This window comes from Neomicrococcus aestuarii, from assembly GCF_014201135.1.
Lineage (GTDB): Bacteria > Actinomycetota > Actinomycetes > Actinomycetales > Micrococcaceae > Neomicrococcus > Neomicrococcus aestuarii.
On the sequence record NZ_JACHDR010000001.1, the window covers coordinates 461580 to 481965 of the forward strand.

Consider the following 20386-nt stretch of genomic DNA (forward strand, 5'->3'; position numbering starts at 1 on the left):
CTGAAAATTGAATGCCACGGGCTGTGGCGCAGCTTGGTAGCGCACCTGACTGGGGGTCAGGGGGTCGCAGGTTCAAATCCTGTCAGCCCGACAGAGAAGCCCTGATGAGAAGCTATTTTCATCAGGGTTTTGTTGTTTCCTGAGGCGGTTTTTTCTGGTCCCCTTCTGGGTTATAGGACATTAGGGGGTGCGGACGTATTCCTGGAAGGTTTTGACTTGTGAATCGTCGTTATTCTCTTCAAGAGCGTCGGGCTGCGGTGGCTGATTTCCGTCGGACTGGGTCTGTGGTGAAAACTGTTCGCCGGCTTGGTTACCCGGGGCGTTGGACGTTGCATTTGTGGTTGCGGGAGCCATTGCTGCCTGTCCGTAATGCGAAAACAATGTCGAAATCTCCGCGTTCGTATCCCTGGACGGTTAAGTTAGAGGCAGTCCAATTACTAGGCGAAGGTCTTCGTCCGGAAGAAATCGCAACTCGTTTGAGTCTGACGAGCCGCATGTTGGTTTACAAGTGGGCTCAGAATTTTCGTGAAAATGGCGGTCAGTGGGGATTGATGACAAAGAGCGAGCGAAGACAAGCTCAAGGGTTTCCGACGAGAGCTTCTCTGGAGGCATCACTGCCTGATGATCCGGCTGAATTACGCAGACTCGCAGCCGACCTATTAGTGGACAAGGCCTTGCTTGCTGAAGAGTTGGCCTTGGTAAAAAAAGACGAGAGCGTCCTGCCAGGAAGCCTGACAAATCGTCAGAAAACCCAGGTAGTTGACGCTCTGAGCCTCGAGTTTCCAGTCTTCATGCTGCTTGAACATCTTGGGTTGAGTAGCTCTAGCTATTACTACCAAAAGTCTGTCTTGAACGGGCCGCAGCCTTACGCTGAGCTGAGGTTACGCCTGCATGACCATGCCCGCCGCGGCCTGTATACCTACGGGTATCGCCGCATGTGGTGGGCCTTGCGCCACGAAGGGATCCGCGTCAGCGAAAAGGTCATAAGACGATTGATGATCGAGGAAGCGATAGAAGTTCGAACATCGCGGCGTAAACGACGCTATTCCAGTTACGAGGGTGAGATCAGTCCAGCCCCGCGCAACATTGTCAAACGCGATTTTCATGCAGATCAACCTGGCGAATTGTGGTTGACAGACATCACCGAATTCTCGGCTAACAACGGCAAGCTCTACTTGTCGGCGATCATCGATTGTTATGACGGGATGGTGGTGGGATGGCGTACCGGACGCCACCCCCACCACCGCGCTTGCTGATGACTCGCTCAAAGATGCGCTCGAACTTTTCCCAACCACTCAACGTCGCCGAGTGATTCACTCTGATAGAGGAACTCATTACCGTTCGAATAGTTGGATCGCTCTGGCTCGCGAAGCCAAATTGGTCAGATCCATGTCGAAGAAGGGGTGCTCCCCGGATAACTCGGCCTGCGAGGGATTCTTCGGCAGACTCAAGAACGAGATGTTCTATCACCGGCCGTGGGAAAACGTGGCCGAAATCGAGAAAGCAGTCAATGACTACATCAAGTTCTACAACAATGACAGAATCAAAACGTCCCTCGGCGGCCGAAGCATAGCAACCTACCGCCGTTTGACCGAACAAAAGATGAAATACTCCTAAAAAGAGTCCGCACCCCCTTAAATGTGTGTCTGGGTCGGGCGTGTCTTTTAGGAGGCGCGTCCGGCCCATCCTTTTCGGTGCCAGAGTCCTTCGTTTTCGTCCAGGCCGGTGTCGAGTTGAACCGTCCCAGGTTTGATGCCGTATCTTTTCGAGTTGAGAGGATGGCTTCATGCCGAAGAAGATTGATGCCCAGGTCCGCGAACGAGCGGTCAGGCTGGTGCTTGAGCACCGAGCGGAATACCCATCGAACGCGAAGGCGATCGCAGCCGTTGCCCGTCAAGAAGGTGTAGGGGCTGAGTCGCTGCGCCGGTGGGTCATCCAAGCCGAGATCGATGTCGGTGCCCGGGAAGGTCAGACCAGCGAAGAGCACGCTGAGATCAAGCGGCTCAAAGCCGAGAACCGTCAGCTCCGTGAGGACGTAGCGATCCTGCGCGCGGCAACGACTTTCTTCGCGGGGGAACTCGACCCCCGCAACCGCTGATGATGGGCTTCATCGACCAAATGCGTTCGGAGGGCTTCGCCGTCGAGTCGATCGTACGCGTCCTGCGTGAGCAGGGCGTGAAGATCGCGGCACGCACCTACCGTGCGTGGAAACGCCCCCGGATCTCGGCTCGTACGGTGACCGACGCGATGGTCGTGGACGCGGTCCGTGACGCCGCCTGGAAGACCGTCGTCGACCAGACAGGCACGCAACGGCGTCGGATGACTCCGGAGGGGTTGTACGGGCGGAAGAAGATGACCGCGCTAATCCGCCGTACCGCCTTGCCAGACGTCTCCCGCGGTGCAGTCGACCGCGCCATGCGGGCGTTGGGACTCTCGGGCGTCACGAGATCGAAAGCGATCCGTACGACGATCCGTGCGAAGGACGGGATCCGTGCCGGGGACCTGTTGAACCGGGACTTCACTGCCCCGCGGCCTGATCACACGTGGGTCACTGATTTCACCTACGTCCGCACCTGGACGGGCTGGGTATATGTTGCGTTCATCCTCGATGTGTTTTCGCAACGCATCGTGGCCTGGCATGTCCAGACCACCAAGCATGTCGACCTGGTCATGATCCCGTTGCGCATGGCGTTGTGGGAACGTGACCGGCAAGGCCACCGAGTCGGCCCTGGGCAGCTGCGGCATCACTCAGATGCGGGATCTCAATATACGTCTGTGATGCTCACCGAGCATCTCGCGTTGGAGGGTATCGCCGCATCGATTGGGTCGGTGGGTGATGCGTATGACAATGCGCTGATGGAGACGGTTAACGGGCTCTACAAGGCCGAGTGTGTGCGCACGACGATCTTCCACGACGGCCCTTACAAGACGATCGCGGACGTCGAGTTCGCGACCGCTGGATGGGTCGACTGGTATAACAACCGAAGGCTTCACGGTAGCCTTGGAATGGTCAGCCCCGACGAGTTCGAGGCGACCTATTACGCGGCCCTCACCCCAGAGCCGCTCCCCGCATAACAGCGGCATTAAACCTGGGACAGTTCAAGTTCTTTGGGGCCGATGATTTCGTGGGTTCGTGCGTGTTGTGGGGGTGGGTTGTAGTGCTCGGGTCGGATGAGTTGGTGTGGCGGTAAAGGGTTCTCGCTGTTCAGGTAGAGGAACCATTCCACTGCTCGTTTGGCGTGTTCTGGCGGTAGTCCTTGAACCGTACTGGGTTTGGTAGACACTCATGATTGATTGGAGAATGAGTTATGCCCAGTGGAGTGAAGTACGACACAGCGTTTCGGGAGCGCGCGGTCCGATTGTTGCAGGAACGGCGCTCGGAGTATCAGGAAGAGTCTCTTACGGCGTCGATTCGTCAGGTTGCTGGCGTGGTGGGGATGCCGTATGACACGTTGCGGACATGGAATCGACAATCAACTCCTGGTTTGGCAGGGGCTGTGAGTGTGGATTTGGCGAGCGAGAATCGTAGGTTGAAGCGCGAGCTCGCGGAAGCGAAGCGGGCGAACGAGATCTTGCGTTCGGCCGCGTCTTTTTTCGCGGCGGAGCTCGACCGCCCACGAGGTTGATCGTGAAATTCATTGATCAGTTTCGGGACCGCTACGGGGTCAAGCCGATCTGCACGGTGCTCACGCGTCATGCGGGTGTGAAGATCGCCCCGAGCACGTATTACGCTTTCAAATCCCGACCAATAAGCGCCAGAACACGACGTGATAGTGAGCTTGTGCCGGTCGTGAGGCAGCTGCATGAGCGTCATTACGGGGTGTATGGGATTGTAAAAATGTGGCATGCACTCAAGCGTGAAGGCCATGTTGTGGGACGTGATCACGTGGCACGGTTGATGCGACTGGCCGGTGTTCACGGGGTCGTTCGGGGCAAGAAGCCGGTGACCACGGTTTCCGATCGGAGCGCGCACCGGTTCCCTGATCTGGTCAAACGCGGGTGGGACGTCACGGATTTGAACACGGTATGGGTGGCTGATTTCACTTATGTGCGTGTCCCGTCAGGGTTTGTGTATGTCGCGTTCATTACCGATGTGGCCTCCCGCAGGATTCTGGGATGGAACGTGGATACGTCTCGGCGTACCTCGTTGGTGACGAGTGCGTTGAATCATGCACTCATGGTTCGACGGCTTAGTGGGCAGCGTTTCAGCGTGAAAATGCTGATTCATCATTCAGACGCCGGCACTCAATACACGTCCTCGGAACTCAAAGATGCCTTGTCACATGCGGGTGTGCGGGGTTCTATCGGGACGGTGGGTGACGCGTTGGATAACGCGTTGATGGAATCGGCGATCGGTTTGTATAAGACTGAACTCATTCACGCGATGAAGCGGAAAGTGTGGGGCTCTGTGCAGAGCGTGTCAGTTTGTTTGTGTAAGCCCCTAGTCATGTCCGTTATTTAGGGCTTCGTAACAATCAGTTCACATACGGTTCGATACGTTCGGGGTAGGCCATCGCTAGTTGTTGCAGTGCTTGGTTCCAGCCGTCGGTTCCGGCTCCTTCCACGAGGTGGGACCTCGTCCCTGGTCTTGTGGTTCGGCCCTTCTTCTGCGCCTCCTTGAACCGCTCCCGGGCGCGCTTGTCTTCGATGTTGCAGATCGCGAGCCAGAGCATTTTCACCGCGGCCGTATCCGAGGGGAAATGCCCTCGGGACTTGGTGACTTTACGCAGCTGGTAGTTCATCGACTCAATCGCATTCGTCGTGTAAATGACCTTGCGCAACTGCGGAGGGAATTCTAGGAACGGGGTGAACCGATCCCACGCATTGCGCCACGTCGCCACGGCCGACGGGTATTTCTGCCCCAGCTCGGAGGCCGCGAATTCGTCCAATGCTTTCGCCGCGGCTTCGATGCTCGGCGCCGTGTAAATGCTCTTGAGCTGGGTACTGATCGTGCGGCGGTCGGTGTAGGACACGAACCGGTTCGCCGCCCGAATCAGGTGCACCACGCAGGTCTGCACCGTCCCCCGCGCCCACGTCGCTTCGATGGCCTCGGGGAAACCGGTCAACCCATCACAGCAGGCAATCAGGATGTCTTTGACCCCACGGTTGGCCAACTGCGCGCAAACTTGCGCCCAAAACTTCGCGCCCTCGTTCTCCGTGACCCAGATACCCAGCACCTGCTTGACACCTTCCACGGTGACGCCGATAGCCAGATGCGCAGCCTTGTTACGCACCTGATGCCCGGTACGGACCTTGATGACAATCGCGTCCAGGTACAGGATCGGATAGAACTCTTCGAGCGGCCGTTCCTGCCAGATCGAGACTTCTTCCAGGACTTCGTCGGTGATCTTACTGATCGTGTCATGGGACAGCTCAGTGCCAATAGTGGTTTCCAGGTGGTAGGAGATATCCCGCACCGTCATGCCCCCGGCATACAGAGAAATAATCATCTCGTCCAACCCACCGGTGCGGCGTGAACCTTTCGGCACCAAAGTCGGGACAAAGGTGCCGGCCCGGTCCCGTGGGATCTGTAACTCGATATCCCCGGCCACCGTGGACACGGTCTTCGGGTACGAACCGTTACGGGAGTTCGACGCGTACCGTCCGTGGGCTTCGCCTTGTTCGTAGCCAAGGTGACTGCTCAGCTCGGACTTCAGACCACGTTCCAAACCGGCACGGATGATCTGTTGAATAAACCCGTCTGTGCCGTCGAGCTGGATTTCGCCACGATCAATAAAGCCCATCAGCTCATCGAACGCGCCAGAGTCCTTGACGGCATCCATGGAGCCAAGGGCAGCGATTTTCTCGGCAACATCGGAAGCGTTTTCCATGCTCTGTTCGGCCTGGTCTTTCTGGATAGTCATATCGTGTTTTCCTAATCTTTTCCTATCAATTGACTAGAGGTCTTACACAATCCATCTGACAGGTCCTCTGTGCAAGAAGTCGAAACCAGCACTGCGCAGTGGGTGCACTGGTTCAACACCCAGCGCATCCATTCAGGTATCGGGTATCAAACTCCCACGGAATTCGAAACCAATTACCACCAACAAACCACGGCTGGAACCCTCAGTGCGTGAACACAAACTGTCTATCAAACCCAGTACGGTTCACGGCCGGTATCTGGACGATCCAGTCGAGCATCTTCCCCGAAAACTCGGCGAGCTTGGCACTGCATGAAAAATGCGGCTTCCGCACGGTCGGGCGACGTGAGCGCATCGCTCGCATGAGCTACGGACCGTGGGCCGGCTGCTGGCGCGACACCATCCTTGTTGAACGCCGGGCAACAACCGAGTAGCCGAGGTCAATCAAGTTTCGCCGTTGCGATATCGAACGATAGATCTATGAGGGGAGTGCTGTGGCAACGTATGAGGATTGGTACCGACAACTTCTCATTTGCTTTGAGCAAGCTGCGGATCGAGCTGTTGCTGCGCAGGAAGTCTTGACGGTCGCGGGGGAGATCGATAATTCTGATCTTGGAGTGCATGAGAAGTCTGCGCTCCGATTTGTGTGTTCGTCGCTGATCATCAACGCGGGGGTCGACCTTGCCGACATCGCGCTTCTCGCTAAAGGCCGAGACCTCGCTATGAGCGCGCAGAGCGACACGACATCAGAGCAACCGCTGCACTTCCAATGCATATACAACGTCGCGAACGCAATCGTCAGCGTTTGCGACCTCGGATTGCCCACTGCGGGCAGTTGGGAGGATCGAGCGTCGGAACTCGTGGAGAATCGTCGGGCAAATCGGGTAGAGCTGCGGCAGGCGAGGCGCATGTTCCTTACCGTCGGATCAGCCACGAATGCAGACCCGCACACTCGGTCGGCTGCGTTCTGCAATCTGGCGAACAGTCTCGACTACTCCGGTCGATGGGCCGAGGCCTACGACTTCTACCTGCATGCACTCGAAGCCGACCCATCGAACGGTAACGCCGCAGGCAACTTGGCCCAACTGCTGATGAACCGTATCCAGTCGGGAGTTGGGCAGACCGGCCACATCGCCGCGGTCTATGACAAGTACGCGAAGATGGCGCAATCCCTTCGCGACGGCACAATCAGCTTCGCAGGGGCCGACATAGCCGATAGATGGGACGGGCTCGAACCGACCGAAAGCCCGGGACACCTGGCACACGGGTTGGAAGACCCCGACGACGAGTACCGCAAGTGGGTCGCGGCATACCGGCTCGCCTTGTCACCGGCGGTCGAAGGACTCGGGACCGATGATGCGCACTGGGATAGCGCCGCGATCGAGATGCTCTTTGGCGGCTCCGTGGACGAAATGTCACCGCCGATTCTGGCGGAGATGAACGTCCTGAAATCCGACTTTCTTGTCTCCCGCCAACTTGCGTATGACGGTTATGTGCAAGTCGCCGAAGGTCCAGAACAGAAGTCGGACGATTCCGGCTACTACGTAGAGACGCTCGACTATTCGCTCTACGGACTTCAGTACTCGAAACTGTTCCTCGCGCAACGATCCGCCCTCGACGTCCTCGACAAGACAGCCGTTGTCGCAAACGAGCACTTCGACACGGGAGACGAAGCCAAAAGAATCTCATTCCGGAAGTTCTGGGCCGAAAAAGATGGCCAGGTTCGACCAGAGCTGGTGAAGAGTCCTCAGCGTTCTTTGCCCCCGTACGCGCTTTCTGAGCTTGCCTATGACATGGAAGGTGACGGCATGTACGGCCCGTCGCAGGCGTTACGCAATGCCGGAACCCATCGAATCGTGCATGCCGCCTACTTGGAGGCAACTGGCGTGACGATTGATGCCCGCAGCCGGGTTGATCTCTTCGAACTGGTCGACTCCACGATCCTTGCTCTTCAAGTAACACGATCCGCGTACCTCTACCTCGTCGATCTGGTCGCGAGTTGGAATCACCCTGACGATCATCCCGGTACGTACGCTCCGTACCCCTCCTTCGAGTACATGCAACTTCCCGACGATCCAGATCAAAACTCGCCAACCGATGCGCAAGATTCCACTGAACCATCACCGTGATCGACGTGGTAGTCGCTGTCAGCAGTTGACGACGCCGCCTGCGCCAATCCTGCTGGGAGCCAAGCTTCAAGTATCAAGACTCGCCCTGTCCTCCTCGAACGAGTACGTCCGTGATTGGTCCTCCGGCGGTGCCAGGTTCGAGGATCAGGGCCGGCGAATAGAGGGAATCACTCGTGTGGCTGTTCTCCCATTCGTAGACCACTGTGCGCAAGGTGTTGAGATAGCGCCCGATCAGGATGGCCATCGGATAGGGGCCGTGGAATGCAAGATGCACCTCGGCACGTCCGTTGGTTGCGGCTAGTTGCTTTATCAGGCGCGCGATGGCAGCGCTGAGCCGTCCTGACTCTCTAGAATCGATCCGATCTGATCCGGTAATTGAGATCACGGCCGCTGTCGCGAACGGTTCGGTTGAATCATGCAAGAGTCGTTCAAACGCTGTCTCGTCGGGGGCGGGCGTCAGACTGATGAAGATCGCGGCACGATCTTGGACCTTCGGTGTTCGTGGCCCTGCAAGAGTGAGACGCCTGCTGTGGACTTGTGTGATCATCGGATCGTCTTCGGGGGTGACAGACGTCCAGATCTGATCGCGAGCATCGAGCACCTCGACGTTGCCGATCTTGGTTTCAGGGAGGGCTGCTCCGATAGCAAGGGCAACCGAGAGGTGTGCCCCGCCGGAGATCCGTGCAGTTTTCGCGCCAGAGGCGTACACGGCGTCTCCGGTAAGAGGAAGAGTCGTCTTGAGATTCTCGAGACCCTCGCCGGAGGGCAGGCGCCCGTTGTCGGACGACCTTATACGGATATGAAGGTCGTCTTCGTCGGCTTCGAGGGCAAACGGTGTGGGGCGCGTCTGGACTCGGATGGTGAACGGCCGCCCCTCCTCTCGGATTTTAGGTCGTCGCTGCTCGACCCGGTGCATGAGTAGATCACGCACGATTTCTACTTCACCGGTCGGAGCCAGCATGTTGCTCTGCTTCTTGTCTGCGAGCGTTCGCGCGGGTGAGAGCCGTAGGAGGCGGTCAGGTCCGCCGTAGTCGCACTTCGATCCGTCCCCAGCCCGAGGAATCGCATTTGCGATACACAGGCTGAATGCCGAATCGTTGTCGAGTTCGAGTAGGCGAGGCAACTCGCGTTCGCGAACGATTTCGCTGTAGACGATCTCCGGGGTCACGACGAGAACACCAGCGGAGAGTCCTTTGGTGAGGGCCTGTTCGAGCCGGTCGATAGTCGTCCCGGCTCGCAGATCGCTGTTATCTCTCCACACGACGAGCCCCGCGGCTCTCAGGAGGCCCTCGATAGATTCGGCATGGGGAGTTCCGTCTGACTGTCGGTACGAGATGAAGACCGGGCCGTCTCCGCGCACGGCTCCATCGGGCAAGGGGCCTAAGGGTGTGAACCTCGACGATGGGAAGGAAACTTCCGCTCTGGTGCTGGTGATGCGACCCAACCGATGCCGTTGGGTGATCAGTCCGATGAACGGGTTTGTTCGGCCTGGTGCATAGACGAGCAGCGCTACTGGGTCAGCGATGCTTCTCGCGATTGCACGCATGGCGGCGACGTCCGTGGGACTTGGCCCCGAGGGGGTGGGATGGCTGTGCCATTCGCCGACGTACCCTGTCGGGTCGTCATCTGCTCGTCCGGCGAGGAATTCTTCAAGGAGCTCGTTCGCTCGGACGTCGTCTCGAACGTAGCGATTGGTGCCGGCCTGCCCGTCGATAGTCAGTGCGTGGGTAACAACGATGTTGCGTCCCTCCCGGTAGCCGAGAAGGACCCCGCCTGTTTCGAGTGGAAGCTGCTCTGCACTCTTGGAGGCGATCGTCTCGTGAGCATCGTCGCTCAAATCGATGCGGGCAGGCGAGCGTGTCACAGTTCATCTCCTTGTGGGCTTGTTGCGATGGTTCGCACCTCTCCCGCCGGGTGGAGCGGGCTGTTTGTCAGTAGTCCGAGCGCGTGTCGTACTGTCACTGCAGCCGCTTCAATCACCGCGTACGGCGGAGTTGGCGAGATTGGGCTCCCGCATCCGGCTTCGAACACTTCCGCTGTGGATCGTTCAGCATTGAGCGCCGAGGGCGGGTGAGGAGTGGCGCCGTCGAGTGGCGGCAACACGTCGATGCGGTAAGTGGCACCATCGTTCTGAAACGCGGCCGAGAGAACTCGTGCTCCAAGCGATTTGGCCGCGACATGGAGGAGTGCCGTCGTCGCGAAGTCAGCAGTCGCATTGACAACAAGGTCGTGATTCTGGAGAAGCTCGACGGCGGCGTCGCCGGAACTGATGTTGTCATCAATGACTTGGATGTCGGAACCTTGGATGTCGGCGCGAGCCACAAGGTGATCTTTTACTGCTTTGCCCTTTGTCAGCCCGACGGCTTCGGGGCCAACGAGATGGCGAACGAGGTTGCCCGGCATTACGACGTCTGTATCAACGAGGGTGAGATGGCGGACACCGGATCGCACGAGCGTGTCTGCCACGAAGGAGCCCAGTGCTCCGACACCAACGATGGCGACACGGTGATCGCGGAGCGCGGGGGCCAGGATGCCGGCTCGAGCTTCTCTGGCTGCGTTGGTATCTGCTCCTGAACGCAGGCGTCTGACGGCGATCCCGCCGGCGGTCGTCGGCCAGACGTCCAGAGCGATCGCGCCGTCGTGAGCACCACGTCGATAGATGAGAACGAGGACTGCCACTGCGTGGTCGCGAATCCGGCGATCCAGATCCACTGCGGGATCGATCAGCGCTGAAATGTCTTCCCACGTTCGGGGAGGAGCGGCCACCTCGCCAAGGTCGGCAACGTATCCGAACCGGTCTTTGCTGTGCTTCGAGGCCTTCGCTGGTCGCGTGCCTGTTCCGATTCGCATGACGTCGTTCTTCGCGGGACGGAAACGCACAAAGCCGTTTCGGTGCTGGGCGAGATCGTCGTAGAGGTAGACACGAGCGTCCTCGGACGGGTCGAAGTACCGGTCGAGGTCGAGATCGGGACGATCGTCTGGCCAACCGGCGTCTGCTTGCTCGAACCAAGCGGTGATGTGCTCGACGAACTCGCTGGCTTCGGTCCACCAGAGTCCGTCATGATCGTCCTCGGCGATCAGGCACAGTGAGCCGTTGAGTTCTCGGTGCCAGGACCAGGGCACAAGATCGAGCTCAGTGGGGACGACACGTGGCGGCTGGAACGGGAACCGCGATCGTAGCGTGATGAGCACTTCCGTAGCTCTGCCGGAGTGCGAGATGGGTCCCCGCCATCCGGCGTCGCTTTCGGTGAAGCCGCCACGGATGAGACCTTCTTCAAAGTGTTGCCGCGAGTAGGCGACGTAGTCGTCGTACTCGGTCAGGCTCACCCGAAAGTCCTTGTGCCGGCGGGCACCACCCGGGCGCCAGCAAGGATTGCGGACGCGCGCTTGCTGCCGTCTTCGTTGAAGCCGGGCGGCATCGGGAACACCGTCTTGTCGTCGCCGTTCTTGCCAAGGAGTTTTTGGAAGGCGAGCGCCGCCTTGCCCTCATCCTCCTGTGCCAGGGCATCATCTGCCGAGATGGCTGCATCCGCGAATCGAGTTCGCGCCGCTTCAAGTTCCTCGTCCGAGGCACGTATGTGAATCGTCGCACCAGCCAGGGTGGGGTCGTTCACGCCGATCCCGTATGTCACGAAGTTCTCGAGGATCTTGCTTACCTTAGTGAGTGCTGACACATAGTATTCCGCTTGGTCACTCCCTGACACGGCGCCCGAGGCGAAGGCCTGGTAGGTCGCCAGTTCGAAGAAGAAGCCCCCGGGCTTCTTCTTGCCGAGTTGGGCCCGCCGGGTCTGACGGAGCAACTTGACCGTAGGCACGTAGTAGCCATCGTGAGCCGCGTTCATCTCGCTGGACAGTGAAGTAAGGCCCTCGGGGTTTGTGCGAACCCACTCGTTTTCGTCACCCTTCTGTGGGATCTCCCATGTCTCTCCGTCCCAATGGGGACGGGCCGGGACGGCGTCCACGTAAAGGTCGTACTCGGGGAAGGAGACCTGGAGGCTGCGGTCCTGACGCTTGGTGCGTCGGTGCCCGTCGGAGTCAGTGCCGAATTCCGCGTGCAACACGGCAAAGAACTTATCGAGGATGTCCTTCGATGTGACGTCGCTCGGCATGTCAGGGAGGCGCACGAATACGTCGACATCTTTGATGCGTTTGATCGACACGTTGCGCTTGTATGAACCGATTAACACGGGGGAGACGCCGTACTCGGTGAGCTTGGCGTCCGCCTCGAGGGCATCGCGGACCAGTCGATGCGCTTCTGGCGCGTTGGTCTTGTCATCGCTGGGCTCGATGGAACTCAGCGCATCTTTGAACTGCTGTTTGAGGTGAGCCATCGGCTCCTCCGATTCGGGTTGTAGGGGGGTCGGGTGTTCCGAGTCTTCCTCACGCCACCGACAGCGTGAGGAAGACTCGGAACGTGGGTCTACTTCTTCTTGCCGCTCTTGCCAGTGCTCTCGTTGGTCGTCGTCTTGGGGTGACTCTTCACGGTTGACTGCTTCACAAAGCGCCCGGTGATGGCGCTACGCCCTCGCTTACCCGCCATTGCTCTCACCTCCCTTGCGTTCCAAACTCGATTCCGTGTTTCAATTCTAACACAGTCGTGTCGAGAGTGACTCGGCGTTGTAGATGTGAGACACTCAAGCATGGCCAAAACAACGATCAACACGGCCGCGCTCTACTCGGCGCTCGATGCTGCCCGCCAGGAACGCCAGCTCTCGTGGCGAACGCTGGCGGGTGAGATTGGTGTGAGCCCGTCGCTGCTCTCAAGGCTCGGCAACGGACTGAAACCTGACACCGACGGGTTCGCGACGATCATTGCGTGGCTCAGGCTCCCTGCCGAGAGTTTCTTTGAGCGCGATGGCGAGAGCAATGCCGACGACGCGCGTGAACCGGATCTCATGGCGCAGCTCGCGCCCCTTCTCCGGGCCCGCAAGGATCTAAGCGAGACGGATATCAACTACCTCCAGCAAGTAATCGGTCTCACCGTTGAACGCGCTCGGGCGAAGGGATGATCTGTGCGTCGCGGATTCAAGACCGAGGCGAAGCGCCTTGCACTGGAGCTTCGGACTGAAATAGGCCTCGGCGCGCACGCGCCCTTCGACCCGTATGCCTTCGCGTTGGAGTACGGAATCGCTGTCGTTCGACTCAGCGAACTCGACGGAGCAGCCCGCGAGCATTTCCTGAAAGAACAGGGGAGCGCGCTGTCAGGCGCGTTGATCCCAGACGGCACAGGAGCTGTGATTCTGGAGAACGATGCGCAACCGCTCACACGGAGGCGGACCACAATGTGTCACGAACTTGCACACGTTGTTCTTGAGCACTCATTTGGTGTCTCGCTGTCCGACGAACGGAAGTGCGGGCTCGGCGGCCAGCAGGAGGAGGAAGCCGACTGGCTCTCTGGCGAGATGCTCATTCCCCACGACGGCGCCTTCCGGCTGGCCCGAGCCAACGCCACAGATGAGCGTGCAGCTCAGGTGTTCGACGTGAGTCTTGCGGTTGCCCGCTGGCGAATGAACCACAGCGGAGCGCGCAAAGTCATGCAAAGGGCTCGTGCCAAATGGGCGTGAACCACACATGACCAACTCGATCAGCGCCTTTCCCCTCGGGACTATTGAGGGTGTCGCCAAGATCGTCGGTGACCTTTACAGCGGCACCGAACTCACACGCATCATCGCCGAGGTGCCGCTTCGCTCTGACCCGGGCGAAGGACACACCAAATGGCGTCGACTCGCCCACGCTGTCTCCAGCAACCAAGCAAAGATCGGTAATGGGAATGCGCTGGTAGCTCTCGTGCGGGCGGCAATGCGGCCGGAACGCACACTCGATCGCAAGTCCCGCGCAGACATCGCACGCGATGAACTCAATCAGGTGCTATCGCTGGTGAGCCTCAAAGTGCTCGCTGACGGACGAGTAGCGACGGCAAAGAGGGCGTCTACTGACACTGAGGCGCTGGCTCGCTCTGAGCGGCTCTACAAGATTCTCGAACAACGCGGAGCACATGCTGAAGTGCTTGCGTACTGCCGCGAAGATCTCCTCCGCAAGGATTACTACGAAGTGGTCTTTGAGGCCATCAAGGGTCTGGGGGCACGAATTCGTTCTCAGACCGGTGTTGATGCCGATGGATACGGCCTCATCGAGAAGTCGATGGCCGGCTCAAGCCCATTACTCCGGATCAACGAAGGGCTAACCCGAACCGAACGGGACGAGCAACTCGGCATAGCCAACCTCGCGAAAGGTCTGTTCAGCGCCTTCCGGAACCCCGTGGCTCACGAGCCCAAGCTGTACTGGACGATGAGCGAGCTGGACGCACTTGACGTTCTGGGAACGCTGTCCATGATCCATCGTCGGCTGGACACAGCGACCTCACGGAACGGTGAGGGAACCTAAGCATTGCTGGAGCTATTTCAGTCGACCTAACAGCGCGGATCGCGAGCGCGGGTGCGTCGCTAGCTGTAGGTGGGGTTGTCGTTGCTGGGCTATCGATCAGTAGTCGATTCCCCGCCACCCGAGGCCTGACCACCCTCCTGTGGGATGCTCTGGACACCGACGTCGCCACGCGATCAAAGTTGGCCAGCGCACTCGGGCGTAACGATGCTGACGCAAAGTCGCTTGTGGGTGACGACTGGGCCGACGTGGAGCAAGCATGGGCGGCGGTCGCGGGTAGCCCAGCCTCGCGCTACAGGTTCCAAAATCAGTTCGCCAAGCTCGCAGCGTGCTGCAGGCTAGGCCTGCGTTCGCGGATCGAAGCCAGCCGCAGTGCGCGGCACGAGAGTGGGCTCGATCGCCTCACCGAGTTGGTGGATGCGCCAGCTGCTGATTGGCACGACCGCGATCTCTGGGCGCCACACGAGTGTCACGTGCATTGTTGCGGGGACGGCGGCGATGTCATCGTTGAGATGCGCATCGGTTTCGACGAGGCGCACGTAGGCGACGTCCGGTGCCCCGATACCGAATAACGCTGTGGTGCTGATCTTGAGACCTGATGAGAAGACGGATCGAGCTCGGGAGAAGTCTTCCCAGGTGCCAAGCGATTCGGGAGTGACGAATGCGCCGCCTAACAGTTCTCCGGCATTCGCTTGTTCCATCTCGAGGCCGGTACGAAATACATCGACGAAGAGTGATGGATGCCAATCGGGGAGCGACTCGTAGGTCACCATCGCGTCGTCTTCTTCGGTCCAGTCAGTCGGTTCGTCGCTCATCTGCCCATAGTGGCAGGGGGCGCCGACATGAGGGCGAGGCGGTCCTCGGTTGCGTCGGAGTGTCGGATCTAGGGGGCCTCTGCGCCGCTAAGGGCCGTGCGGACGCTGTACGCGGGGTCGTCGGCCAAGACAGCGCGCACATCTGCATGATTCCGATTGGCTTGGTCCGTGAGTGCGCGTGCGAGTGCTCGACGGACGCGCGCGTCGGGGTCCCGCGCCAAGCGGATGCCGAGGTGTTCAGGTTCGCCGTGCTCAACCCACTTCAGCGCCACCAGACTCCGGATAGCCCATCCTTGCATCGAGAGAAACGCAAGGTCGTCTTTCACCGTGTCACCGAGACGTTGCAGCGCGATGGTCGGCCAGTAATCGGCCTTTTCGCCGAGTAGCGCGTAGACGACGCGTCGGACTTCTCTTCGCTGGTTATCGTTGCCTGCGAGGCTGGCGGCAAGCGCTAGCGCCTGCCCGCTACTTCCCTGGGGCATCCCGTTCATGCGGAAGCCGCCGAGCTTGTGGGTGTACTGGCCGTTGAGTTCGTCGTACTTCGACGGAGTGGGCGAGGTTGCGAGTCGCATGGCAGTCTCAAAATGACTTGAACGGTGGGCTTTATTGAGATGACGTGTGAGATTGCCTGCCGCGTTTAGATAGTCCGCGCGATCGCTCGAGCCAAGGTGCGGATCATCTGCGCGAATCAGTAGTTCGGTAACCGCGGTGTTGATTGAGTCTGAGGGCAGATGACGGATGAGAAGTGAGTCGCCGATCGCATTCGTGCCGACGCTGTAGACGCCGGCGACGTGAGCAAGCGGTGTGGTGAGCCGCGCCAAAGCATCGGTCGCGACGGCCGGATCGATGTCGGTCGGGTTGGCGAGTGCCAGCGTTTCCTGTGCCCAGTGGTTGCGTGCTGCGGCGAGTACGGTGAGTCCGTCGCGTGCGAGCGTCTCGTACTTGCTGATCGCATCGTGGGCAGTCTCACTTCGCGCGCCCTGCGCTCTGCCCAGAAGCGGCACAAGATGGGCGATGGCCCGTGGAGCGAGGTTCGGATGGCTGAGCGCGATTCTCGCCACAGCAAGCGCTTCATCGTCATCGTGGAACCGGTAGTGGTTTTCCTGCACCTCCGGTTGCCGCTCAAAGTGCTCCAACGCGGCGGTCGCCGGTTCGAGAGCGATGCGGCCGGCAATACCCGCCAATGCTTTGATCGCGTTGTTATAACGCGAGGTGGCAAAGGAGCGCAGATCGGGTCGGGTACCTTCCTCGGCTGCTGCGAGCTCCGCAACGATATGCTCCGCGATGAAGTCCACGAGGGTGTCGGGCACGAGATCCGCCTGGGAAGCGATGAGGCGGTAGGTGGCGCCGACCGTCCAGTAGTTCGGCGCGTCCAGATTTTCCGTGATGTCAAGGAATTGAAGCGGCAGTGACTTGCCCAGTGAGTCGATCTGTTTTGTCGCACCGACCTGCGCGAGGTGATGAGCGGCGAGGGTAGGTTCGTCAGAATCGATCAGGATCGAGGCAAGCACGCGCCGCGCGCGTTCTTCTTCTACCAAGTCGCTAGTCGCGACCGCATCGCGCAGCGCGCGCTGCGCGGAGATCGCCGCAGATCGCAGGGTGCCCTCGTTCAGTCCTGATAGCGCGTCGACGTAGGCGTCATGGGCCGTCGGCACGATTGGCCTTGAGGTGCCCATTTCCCGGACAGCGGTTTGCAGAGGGAGTAGCTCGTTGCTTGTGAACGGGTTCCAGCGTGAGCGGAAGGAACGCCTGCTGAAGATCCACGTCGATGCTTCGCCCCACTGCGAGGCAAGCGACGCAAAGCCGGAGGCCTCATCCCAGGCCAGGTCGGCTTCCTTGAACTTCTCGTATCGAGCGAGGCTGCGTGCGTGGCGAGCGGCGATGAGCCCGGAGACGCTATATCCGTGGGTGATCTTTCGAGCATCGGCAAGAAGCTCTGCCCAGTCCTGCGTCGACTCGGCGATGATCAGGCGAAGGCGCGTGCGTCGTATTTGATCGAGACCAGGAAGACGGGACAGCTCGGCCAGGGTGGGGACGGCGCTGCTCAGCCAGTCGGAGCGGTCGTTAGCAATAGCTGTTTCGCCCGCAAGGAGCGCGAGGCGCACCTGGTCCTCGGGCTCCCCAAGCCGCAGCTCCTTGATGTCCGGAAGGTAGCCGAGCGGATTCATATAGAGGTTGATCGCGCTTTCGGTGACCTTGCGGCAGGCATCTACTGTTAGGGCAATCTCGGCCTGAGTTGTTAGCTCCGCGAGACGTGACTGCGTTATCTGGGCGGTTGTCGCGAGGCCTTGCTCGAGTGCCGACCAGAACTCATCGAGAGTGTGGCGTGCCGCCTCCTCGGCTCGTCCGTTGAGAGCCAAGAGGCGCACGCGCTCCTTGTCGTGAGACGCCGCATGAGGCTTGAACCCTGCATTTTGCAGGGCAGCCTGCCCCTTCTCGATGAGAGCAAGCGCCTGTTCGGGATCGGTCGTCTCAGCCGCCTTGTCGAAGAACTCCTGGGCGCCCGTGGAGACCTCTGGGGTGCGTGCGATTGCCTCGCGCACCCCGGCAGCATCGGCGGTGGGGACTTGGGTGACGTCGATCTTGAACTCGTGACAGAAGGCCTCGGCGGTGGGCATACCGAAGTACTCGATCACGATCTCTGGCCGCTTTCGCAGGAGCGCCGAGAGTTCCTGCGCATCCCAAAGGTCGAGAACGATTGGGTGAAGCTCCTTGCGCTGAACAGCGAGTTCCTCGACTGCGCCGGTGCTCTTGACGGCGCATGCCACGCCTAGGATCAGGCGCTGAACCGTGAACGGCTGCTCCACATTGCGGAACTTCTTGATCGCGGCGGTGAGTTGAGATTTTCCGAACTGCTTGTAGTTCTTGCTCTGGAGAGCGACGCCCGCACCATCCGGCGCCAGTGCAACGATGTCGAGTCCGAGTTGGGCCTGCCCGCGGTCTCCGTAGAGCTGTGCTTCGCGAAGTCCTTCGACGTCTCGCATCATCCGTAGTTGAAGGCGCTCGAAGTTCTCCCAAGAAAGGGAGGTGAATGGAAGCTCCTCGAGCTTGCCGATCACCGGAGCCGGGGTGGTGACCGACGCCGGCGCGTAAAGCGATGAAGCCAGCGACAGAGGTTTCCAGTCAGCCACAAAAAACTCCCGCCTCGCCCAGCCCCGATCGCGCCCCTGAACTAGGGGACGAACCCGTCGACTCCATCCTACAGGGGCGCTAGAGCGCACTCCTGAACCAAGTCCCGACGCCAAACGTGGGGGACACCCCGTCACTGGCCCGCATCTCATGCGGCGAAAGAGCCGGCCTCCAGGGCCGATGCCATCCGCCCGGAGGCGTGGGCACTTTTCGTGCCTGCCCCGCGTCGCTGGTGAGGGACGGGTCGCCGCTGCCATGCTGATATCGTGCAGACGAATCTCAATACGGCCCGTGAGTGGGTGGCGCAGGCGGGCGGCCGAGTCCTCTTTCTCTTGGGCGCGGGTGCTTCTAAACCTGCGCTTCCGGTCTCCGCTGAGCTCACTGACATCGTGCTCACGAGCATCGATGAGGCGACAACCAACTTCGCCGCTGAATCGCGAGTCCCGGAGCTCTGGCGGGATATTCGTCCGGTGGTCTTATCGATGGGCTCAAACATCGAGGATCTCTATCAAGCCGTCGAGACGTTGACCTATCAGGACTCCGACCCAACGCGGTTCTGGGTGAACGGTTTCATGGAGTTCCCTACCTATGGCGGTGACACCGCAGCGCTGGCTCGAGACGCGCAGTGGATTCTCGACATGATCCAGGGGCATGCGCTTGGTGCGCTTGATGCTGCTCAGGCGAACGCTCCTCTCGACCACTTCGAGCCGCTGCTTCGTGCCGACAAGACTGGCATCGTCACGCTCAACTACGACCAGCTCATTGAGCGGGCTGGTGAGAGGTTCGGTGTCGAAGTCTCCGCAGGGGCCGAGCTGTGGGCTGGAGGCTTCCAGTGGCAATTCGAGACAGCAGCCGTGCCTCTCCTGAAGCTGCATGGCTCCATGACCTGGCGCGGCTCTCGATCCACCAACCACGAAAGCGGGAACCTCGTCCCGGCTGTGGGCTTCTATGAAACGAATGGTCTCAACGAGGCGGCGCCGAATCGACTCCTGACCCCGACCGTGATCTTCGGGTCGGGTTCGAAAACCACTCCCTTCTCGGCCTTCCCAGCGTTGACTCGTCAGTTCCACGACTGGCTTGAGGAATCAGAGCTGCTGGTCGTCGTCGGCTACTCCTTCCGCGATCAACATGTGGATGCGGCGATCCGCCGCTGGGCTTCGTTGTCACCGTCCCGTCGCATCGTCGTGATCGACCCTTACCCGCGTCGCCACATCGGCCAAGACGAGGACACACTTGGCGGATTGCTTTGGGCGATGGATGCGGAGTACCGGACGCCGGAGGCTCATGCTCCATCAGTGGCTTCCACCTTCGGACAAAACCGGATCATCTTCCTGACTGGAGGCGTGGAGAGCCAGCTCCCGCTGCTGGTTGCTTAGCCGTTAAGCAACCCTCGGGCTGAGCCCTGAGCCCTGAGAGCTCGGCGGTCGAAAGCGGGGACCAAAAGGGGACCAGAATCATGCAAACCATGCATTGCATGACGTGTCCTGCATGATCTGATCCCCGGAACTACGCGGTTCTTGGCCCGATTTGGGTCGTTTGGACGCCTGGGGGTCAAGAGGTCGTGGGTTCAAATCCCGCTAGCCCGACCAAATTCGCAGGATGACCTGCGGAAACGCGAATTCGATTTGGTGAGAACGGTCCGATTTAGGGCGTCAACACCGCTAGAGTTACCGCAAGTAAAGGAAAGACCCAGCATCTGATGATGCTGGGTCTTTCCTTGTTTCCTCAACTAGACGTCTTGGGAATGTAGCCCGAAGGGAGTCCGCACCTCTTCTGGCCTGTAGTCGGATAGGACAATCAAGACCGTCAGTCTGGTAACTGCTCATTTTGAGTTTCCCGAAGCCTCTTGAAGTTCTGTGAGGCGAATTTCAATCTGTCGAAATATCCTAAATCTCTGAGCATCGGATGGTCTTTCCAAAGAAAACCCGGGGCGAGAAGAGCTCCGACCAAACCAGAAAGGCCAAACAGCGTGGACCCGTTTGAGTCTATTCCAGGGATTAGGCTGACGTAATAGATACTGGCGAAGACTACGACCACACTGGCGATTAGCGGCACCACTCGAGTTCGTGGA

The 20386-nt window shown here is 59.6% G+C and carries 17 protein-coding genes, 1 tRNA gene, 2 pseudogenes and 1 other annotated feature; of the genes and pseudogenes, 13 read left to right on the top strand and 7 right to left on the bottom strand.

Annotated features, from left to right (window positions below; translation table 11 throughout):
• Positions 1-17: 17 nt before the first annotated feature.
• A tRNA-Pro gene (locus HD598_RS02065) sits at positions 18-91 on the top strand.
• A gap of 89 nt (positions 92-180) precedes the next feature.
• On the opposite strand, the gene HD598_RS13280 is transcribed toward HD598_RS02065, so the two are convergent.
• On the bottom strand, positions 181-354 hold the full coding sequence (locus HD598_RS13280; protein WP_221244571.1) for a hypothetical protein: 174 nt from the start codon (positions 352-354) through the stop codon (positions 181-183).
• Positions 355-380: 26 nt separating this feature from the next.
• On the opposite strand from HD598_RS13280, the gene HD598_RS13285 reads away from it, so the two are divergent.
• From HD598_RS13285 to HD598_RS02085, 5 genes are all read left to right on the top strand, one after another.
• On the top strand, positions 381-1256 hold the full coding sequence (locus tag HD598_RS13285) for an IS3 family transposase (protein ID WP_221244572.1): 876 nt from the start codon (positions 381-383) through the stop codon (positions 1254-1256).
• A gap of 133 nt (positions 1257-1389) precedes the next feature.
• On the top strand, positions 1390-1617 hold the full coding sequence (locus HD598_RS13290; protein WP_221244573.1) for an IS3 family transposase: 228 nt from the start codon (positions 1390-1392) through the stop codon (positions 1615-1617).
• A gap of 169 nt (positions 1618-1786) precedes the next feature.
• Positions 1787-3075 (top strand): IS3 family transposase gene (locus HD598_RS02075; protein WP_183663472.1). Its coding sequence is split into 2 segments (ribosomal slippage): positions 1787-2060 and positions 2060-3075, totalling 1290 coding nucleotides; the frame shifts between segments, so codons are not numbered across the junction.
• Positions 3076-3308: 233 nt separating this feature from the next.
• Positions 3309-3626, top strand: a complete 318-nt coding sequence (locus HD598_RS02080) for a transposase (protein ID WP_071893850.1) — start codon at positions 3309-3311, stop codon at positions 3624-3626.
• Positions 3584-3718: a sequence feature (AL1L pseudoknot), on the top strand. It overlaps the preceding gene by 43 nt.
• Positions 3629-4462: an IS3 family transposase gene (locus tag HD598_RS02085; RefSeq protein ID WP_183663473.1), complete on the top strand. Its 834-nt coding sequence runs from the start codon at positions 3629-3631 to the stop codon at positions 4460-4462. Its footprint overlaps the feature before it by 90 nt.
• 13 nt (positions 4463-4475) lie before the next feature.
• Here HD598_RS02085 and HD598_RS02090 read toward each other — a convergent pair whose 3' ends face one another.
• Entirely contained in the window at positions 4476-5864 is a 1389-nt protein-coding gene (locus tag HD598_RS02090; protein WP_183663474.1) for an IS256 family transposase, read from the bottom strand.
• Between the two features lie 54 nt (positions 5865-5918).
• On the opposite strand from HD598_RS02090, the pseudogene HD598_RS02095 reads away from it, so the two are divergent.
• The 3 genes and pseudogenes from HD598_RS02095 to HD598_RS13685 form a co-directional block, all read left to right on the top strand.
• Positions 5919-6077: pseudogene (locus HD598_RS02095) on the top strand (integrase core domain-containing protein); the annotation flags it as partial.
• Between the two features lie 35 nt (positions 6078-6112).
• Positions 6113-6295, top strand: a pseudogene (locus tag HD598_RS02100) (N-acetyltransferase family protein); the annotation flags it as partial.
• Positions 6296-6355: 60 nt separating this feature from the next.
• Complete coding sequence (locus HD598_RS13685) at positions 6356-7990, top strand: LA2681 family HEPN domain-containing protein (RefSeq protein WP_183663477.1); 1635 nt, start codon at positions 6356-6358, stop codon at positions 7988-7990.
• A 73-nt stretch (positions 7991-8063) separates the two neighbouring features.
• Here HD598_RS13685 and HD598_RS02110 read toward each other — a convergent pair whose 3' ends face one another.
• Genes HD598_RS02110 through HD598_RS02120 form a run of 3 tightly spaced genes read right to left on the bottom strand, consistent with a single transcriptional unit; the run spans position 8064 to position 12321 of the window.
• A complete protein-coding gene (locus HD598_RS02110) occupies positions 8064-9854 on the bottom strand; it encodes an SAVED domain-containing protein (protein ID WP_183663479.1) in 1791 nt (596 codons plus the stop codon).
• Entirely contained in the window at positions 9851-11317 is a 1467-nt protein-coding gene (locus tag HD598_RS02115; RefSeq protein WP_183663481.1) for a ThiF family adenylyltransferase, read from the bottom strand. The genes HD598_RS02110 and HD598_RS02115 overlap by 4 nt, the downstream gene beginning before the upstream one ends.
• Positions 11314-12321: a nucleotidyltransferase domain-containing protein gene (locus HD598_RS02120; RefSeq protein ID WP_183663483.1), complete on the bottom strand. Its 1008-nt coding sequence runs from the start codon at positions 12319-12321 to the stop codon at positions 11314-11316. The genes HD598_RS02115 and HD598_RS02120 overlap by 4 nt, the downstream gene beginning before the upstream one ends.
• A gap of 309 nt (positions 12322-12630) precedes the next feature.
• On the opposite strand from HD598_RS02120, the gene HD598_RS02125 reads away from it, so the two are divergent.
• The 3 genes from HD598_RS02125 to HD598_RS02135 are packed head-to-tail and all read left to right on the top strand — an operon-like array spanning position 12631 to position 14374.
• Positions 12631-12999, top strand: a complete 369-nt coding sequence (locus HD598_RS02125; RefSeq protein ID WP_183663485.1) for a helix-turn-helix domain-containing protein — start codon at positions 12631-12633, stop codon at positions 12997-12999.
• Between the two features lie 3 nt (positions 13000-13002).
• Positions 13003-13554 (top strand): ImmA/IrrE family metallo-endopeptidase, encoded by a 552-nt coding sequence (locus HD598_RS02130; RefSeq protein WP_183663487.1) that lies wholly within the window; start codon positions 13003-13005, stop codon positions 13552-13554.
• Between the two features lie 7 nt (positions 13555-13561).
• Positions 13562-14374: a TIGR02391 family protein gene (locus HD598_RS02135; RefSeq protein ID WP_033107437.1), complete on the top strand. Its 813-nt coding sequence runs from the start codon at positions 13562-13564 to the stop codon at positions 14372-14374.
• Between the two features lie 335 nt (positions 14375-14709).
• Here the strand turns inward: HD598_RS02135 and HD598_RS02140 are convergent, their stop codons facing one another.
• Both HD598_RS02140 and HD598_RS02145 read right to left on the bottom strand, forming a co-directional pair.
• Positions 14710-15186: a hypothetical protein gene (locus HD598_RS02140; protein ID WP_183663489.1), complete on the bottom strand. Its 477-nt coding sequence runs from the start codon at positions 15184-15186 to the stop codon at positions 14710-14712.
• 68 nt (positions 15187-15254) lie between these two features.
• Positions 15255-18317 carry an ATP-binding protein gene (locus HD598_RS02145; RefSeq protein ID WP_183663491.1) on the bottom strand — a complete coding sequence of 1021 codons (3063 nt, stop codon included), beginning with the start codon at positions 18315-18317 and terminating at the stop codon, positions 15255-15257.
• A gap of 264 nt (positions 18318-18581) precedes the next feature.
• Between HD598_RS02145 and HD598_RS02150 the strand changes: the two genes are divergently transcribed.
• Complete coding sequence (locus HD598_RS02150; RefSeq protein ID WP_183663493.1) at positions 18582-19691, top strand: SIR2 family protein; 1110 nt, start codon at positions 18582-18584, stop codon at positions 19689-19691.
• Positions 19692-20386 lie beyond the last annotated feature (695 nt).

Coding starts and splice junctions, on each gene's coding strand:
- HD598_RS13280 (WP_221244571.1), bottom strand. CDS start 354: ATGGCTCCCGCAACCACAAATGCAACGTCCAACGCCCCGGGTAACCAA.
- HD598_RS13285 (WP_221244572.1), top strand. CDS start 381: ATGTCGAAATCTCCGCGTTCGTATCCCTGGACGGTTAAGTTAGAGGCA.
- HD598_RS13290 (WP_221244573.1), top strand. CDS start 1,390: ATGTCGAAGAAGGGGTGCTCCCCGGATAACTCGGCCTGCGAGGGATTC.
- HD598_RS02080 (WP_071893850.1), top strand. CDS start 3,309: ATGCCCAGTGGAGTGAAGTACGACACAGCGTTTCGGGAGCGCGCGGTC.
- HD598_RS02090 (WP_183663474.1), bottom strand. CDS start 5,864: ATGACTATCCAGAAAGACCAGGCCGAACAGAGCATGGAAAACGCTTCC.
- HD598_RS02120 (WP_183663483.1), bottom strand. CDS start 12,321: ATGGCTCACCTCAAACAGCAGTTCAAAGATGCGCTGAGTTCCATCGAG.
- HD598_RS02125 (WP_183663485.1), top strand. CDS start 12,631: ATGGCCAAAACAACGATCAACACGGCCGCGCTCTACTCGGCGCTCGAT.
- HD598_RS02135 (WP_033107437.1), top strand. CDS start 13,562: ATGACCAACTCGATCAGCGCCTTTCCCCTCGGGACTATTGAGGGTGTC.
- HD598_RS02140 (WP_183663489.1), bottom strand. CDS start 15,186: ATGAGCGACGAACCGACTGACTGGACCGAAGAAGACGACGCGATGGTG.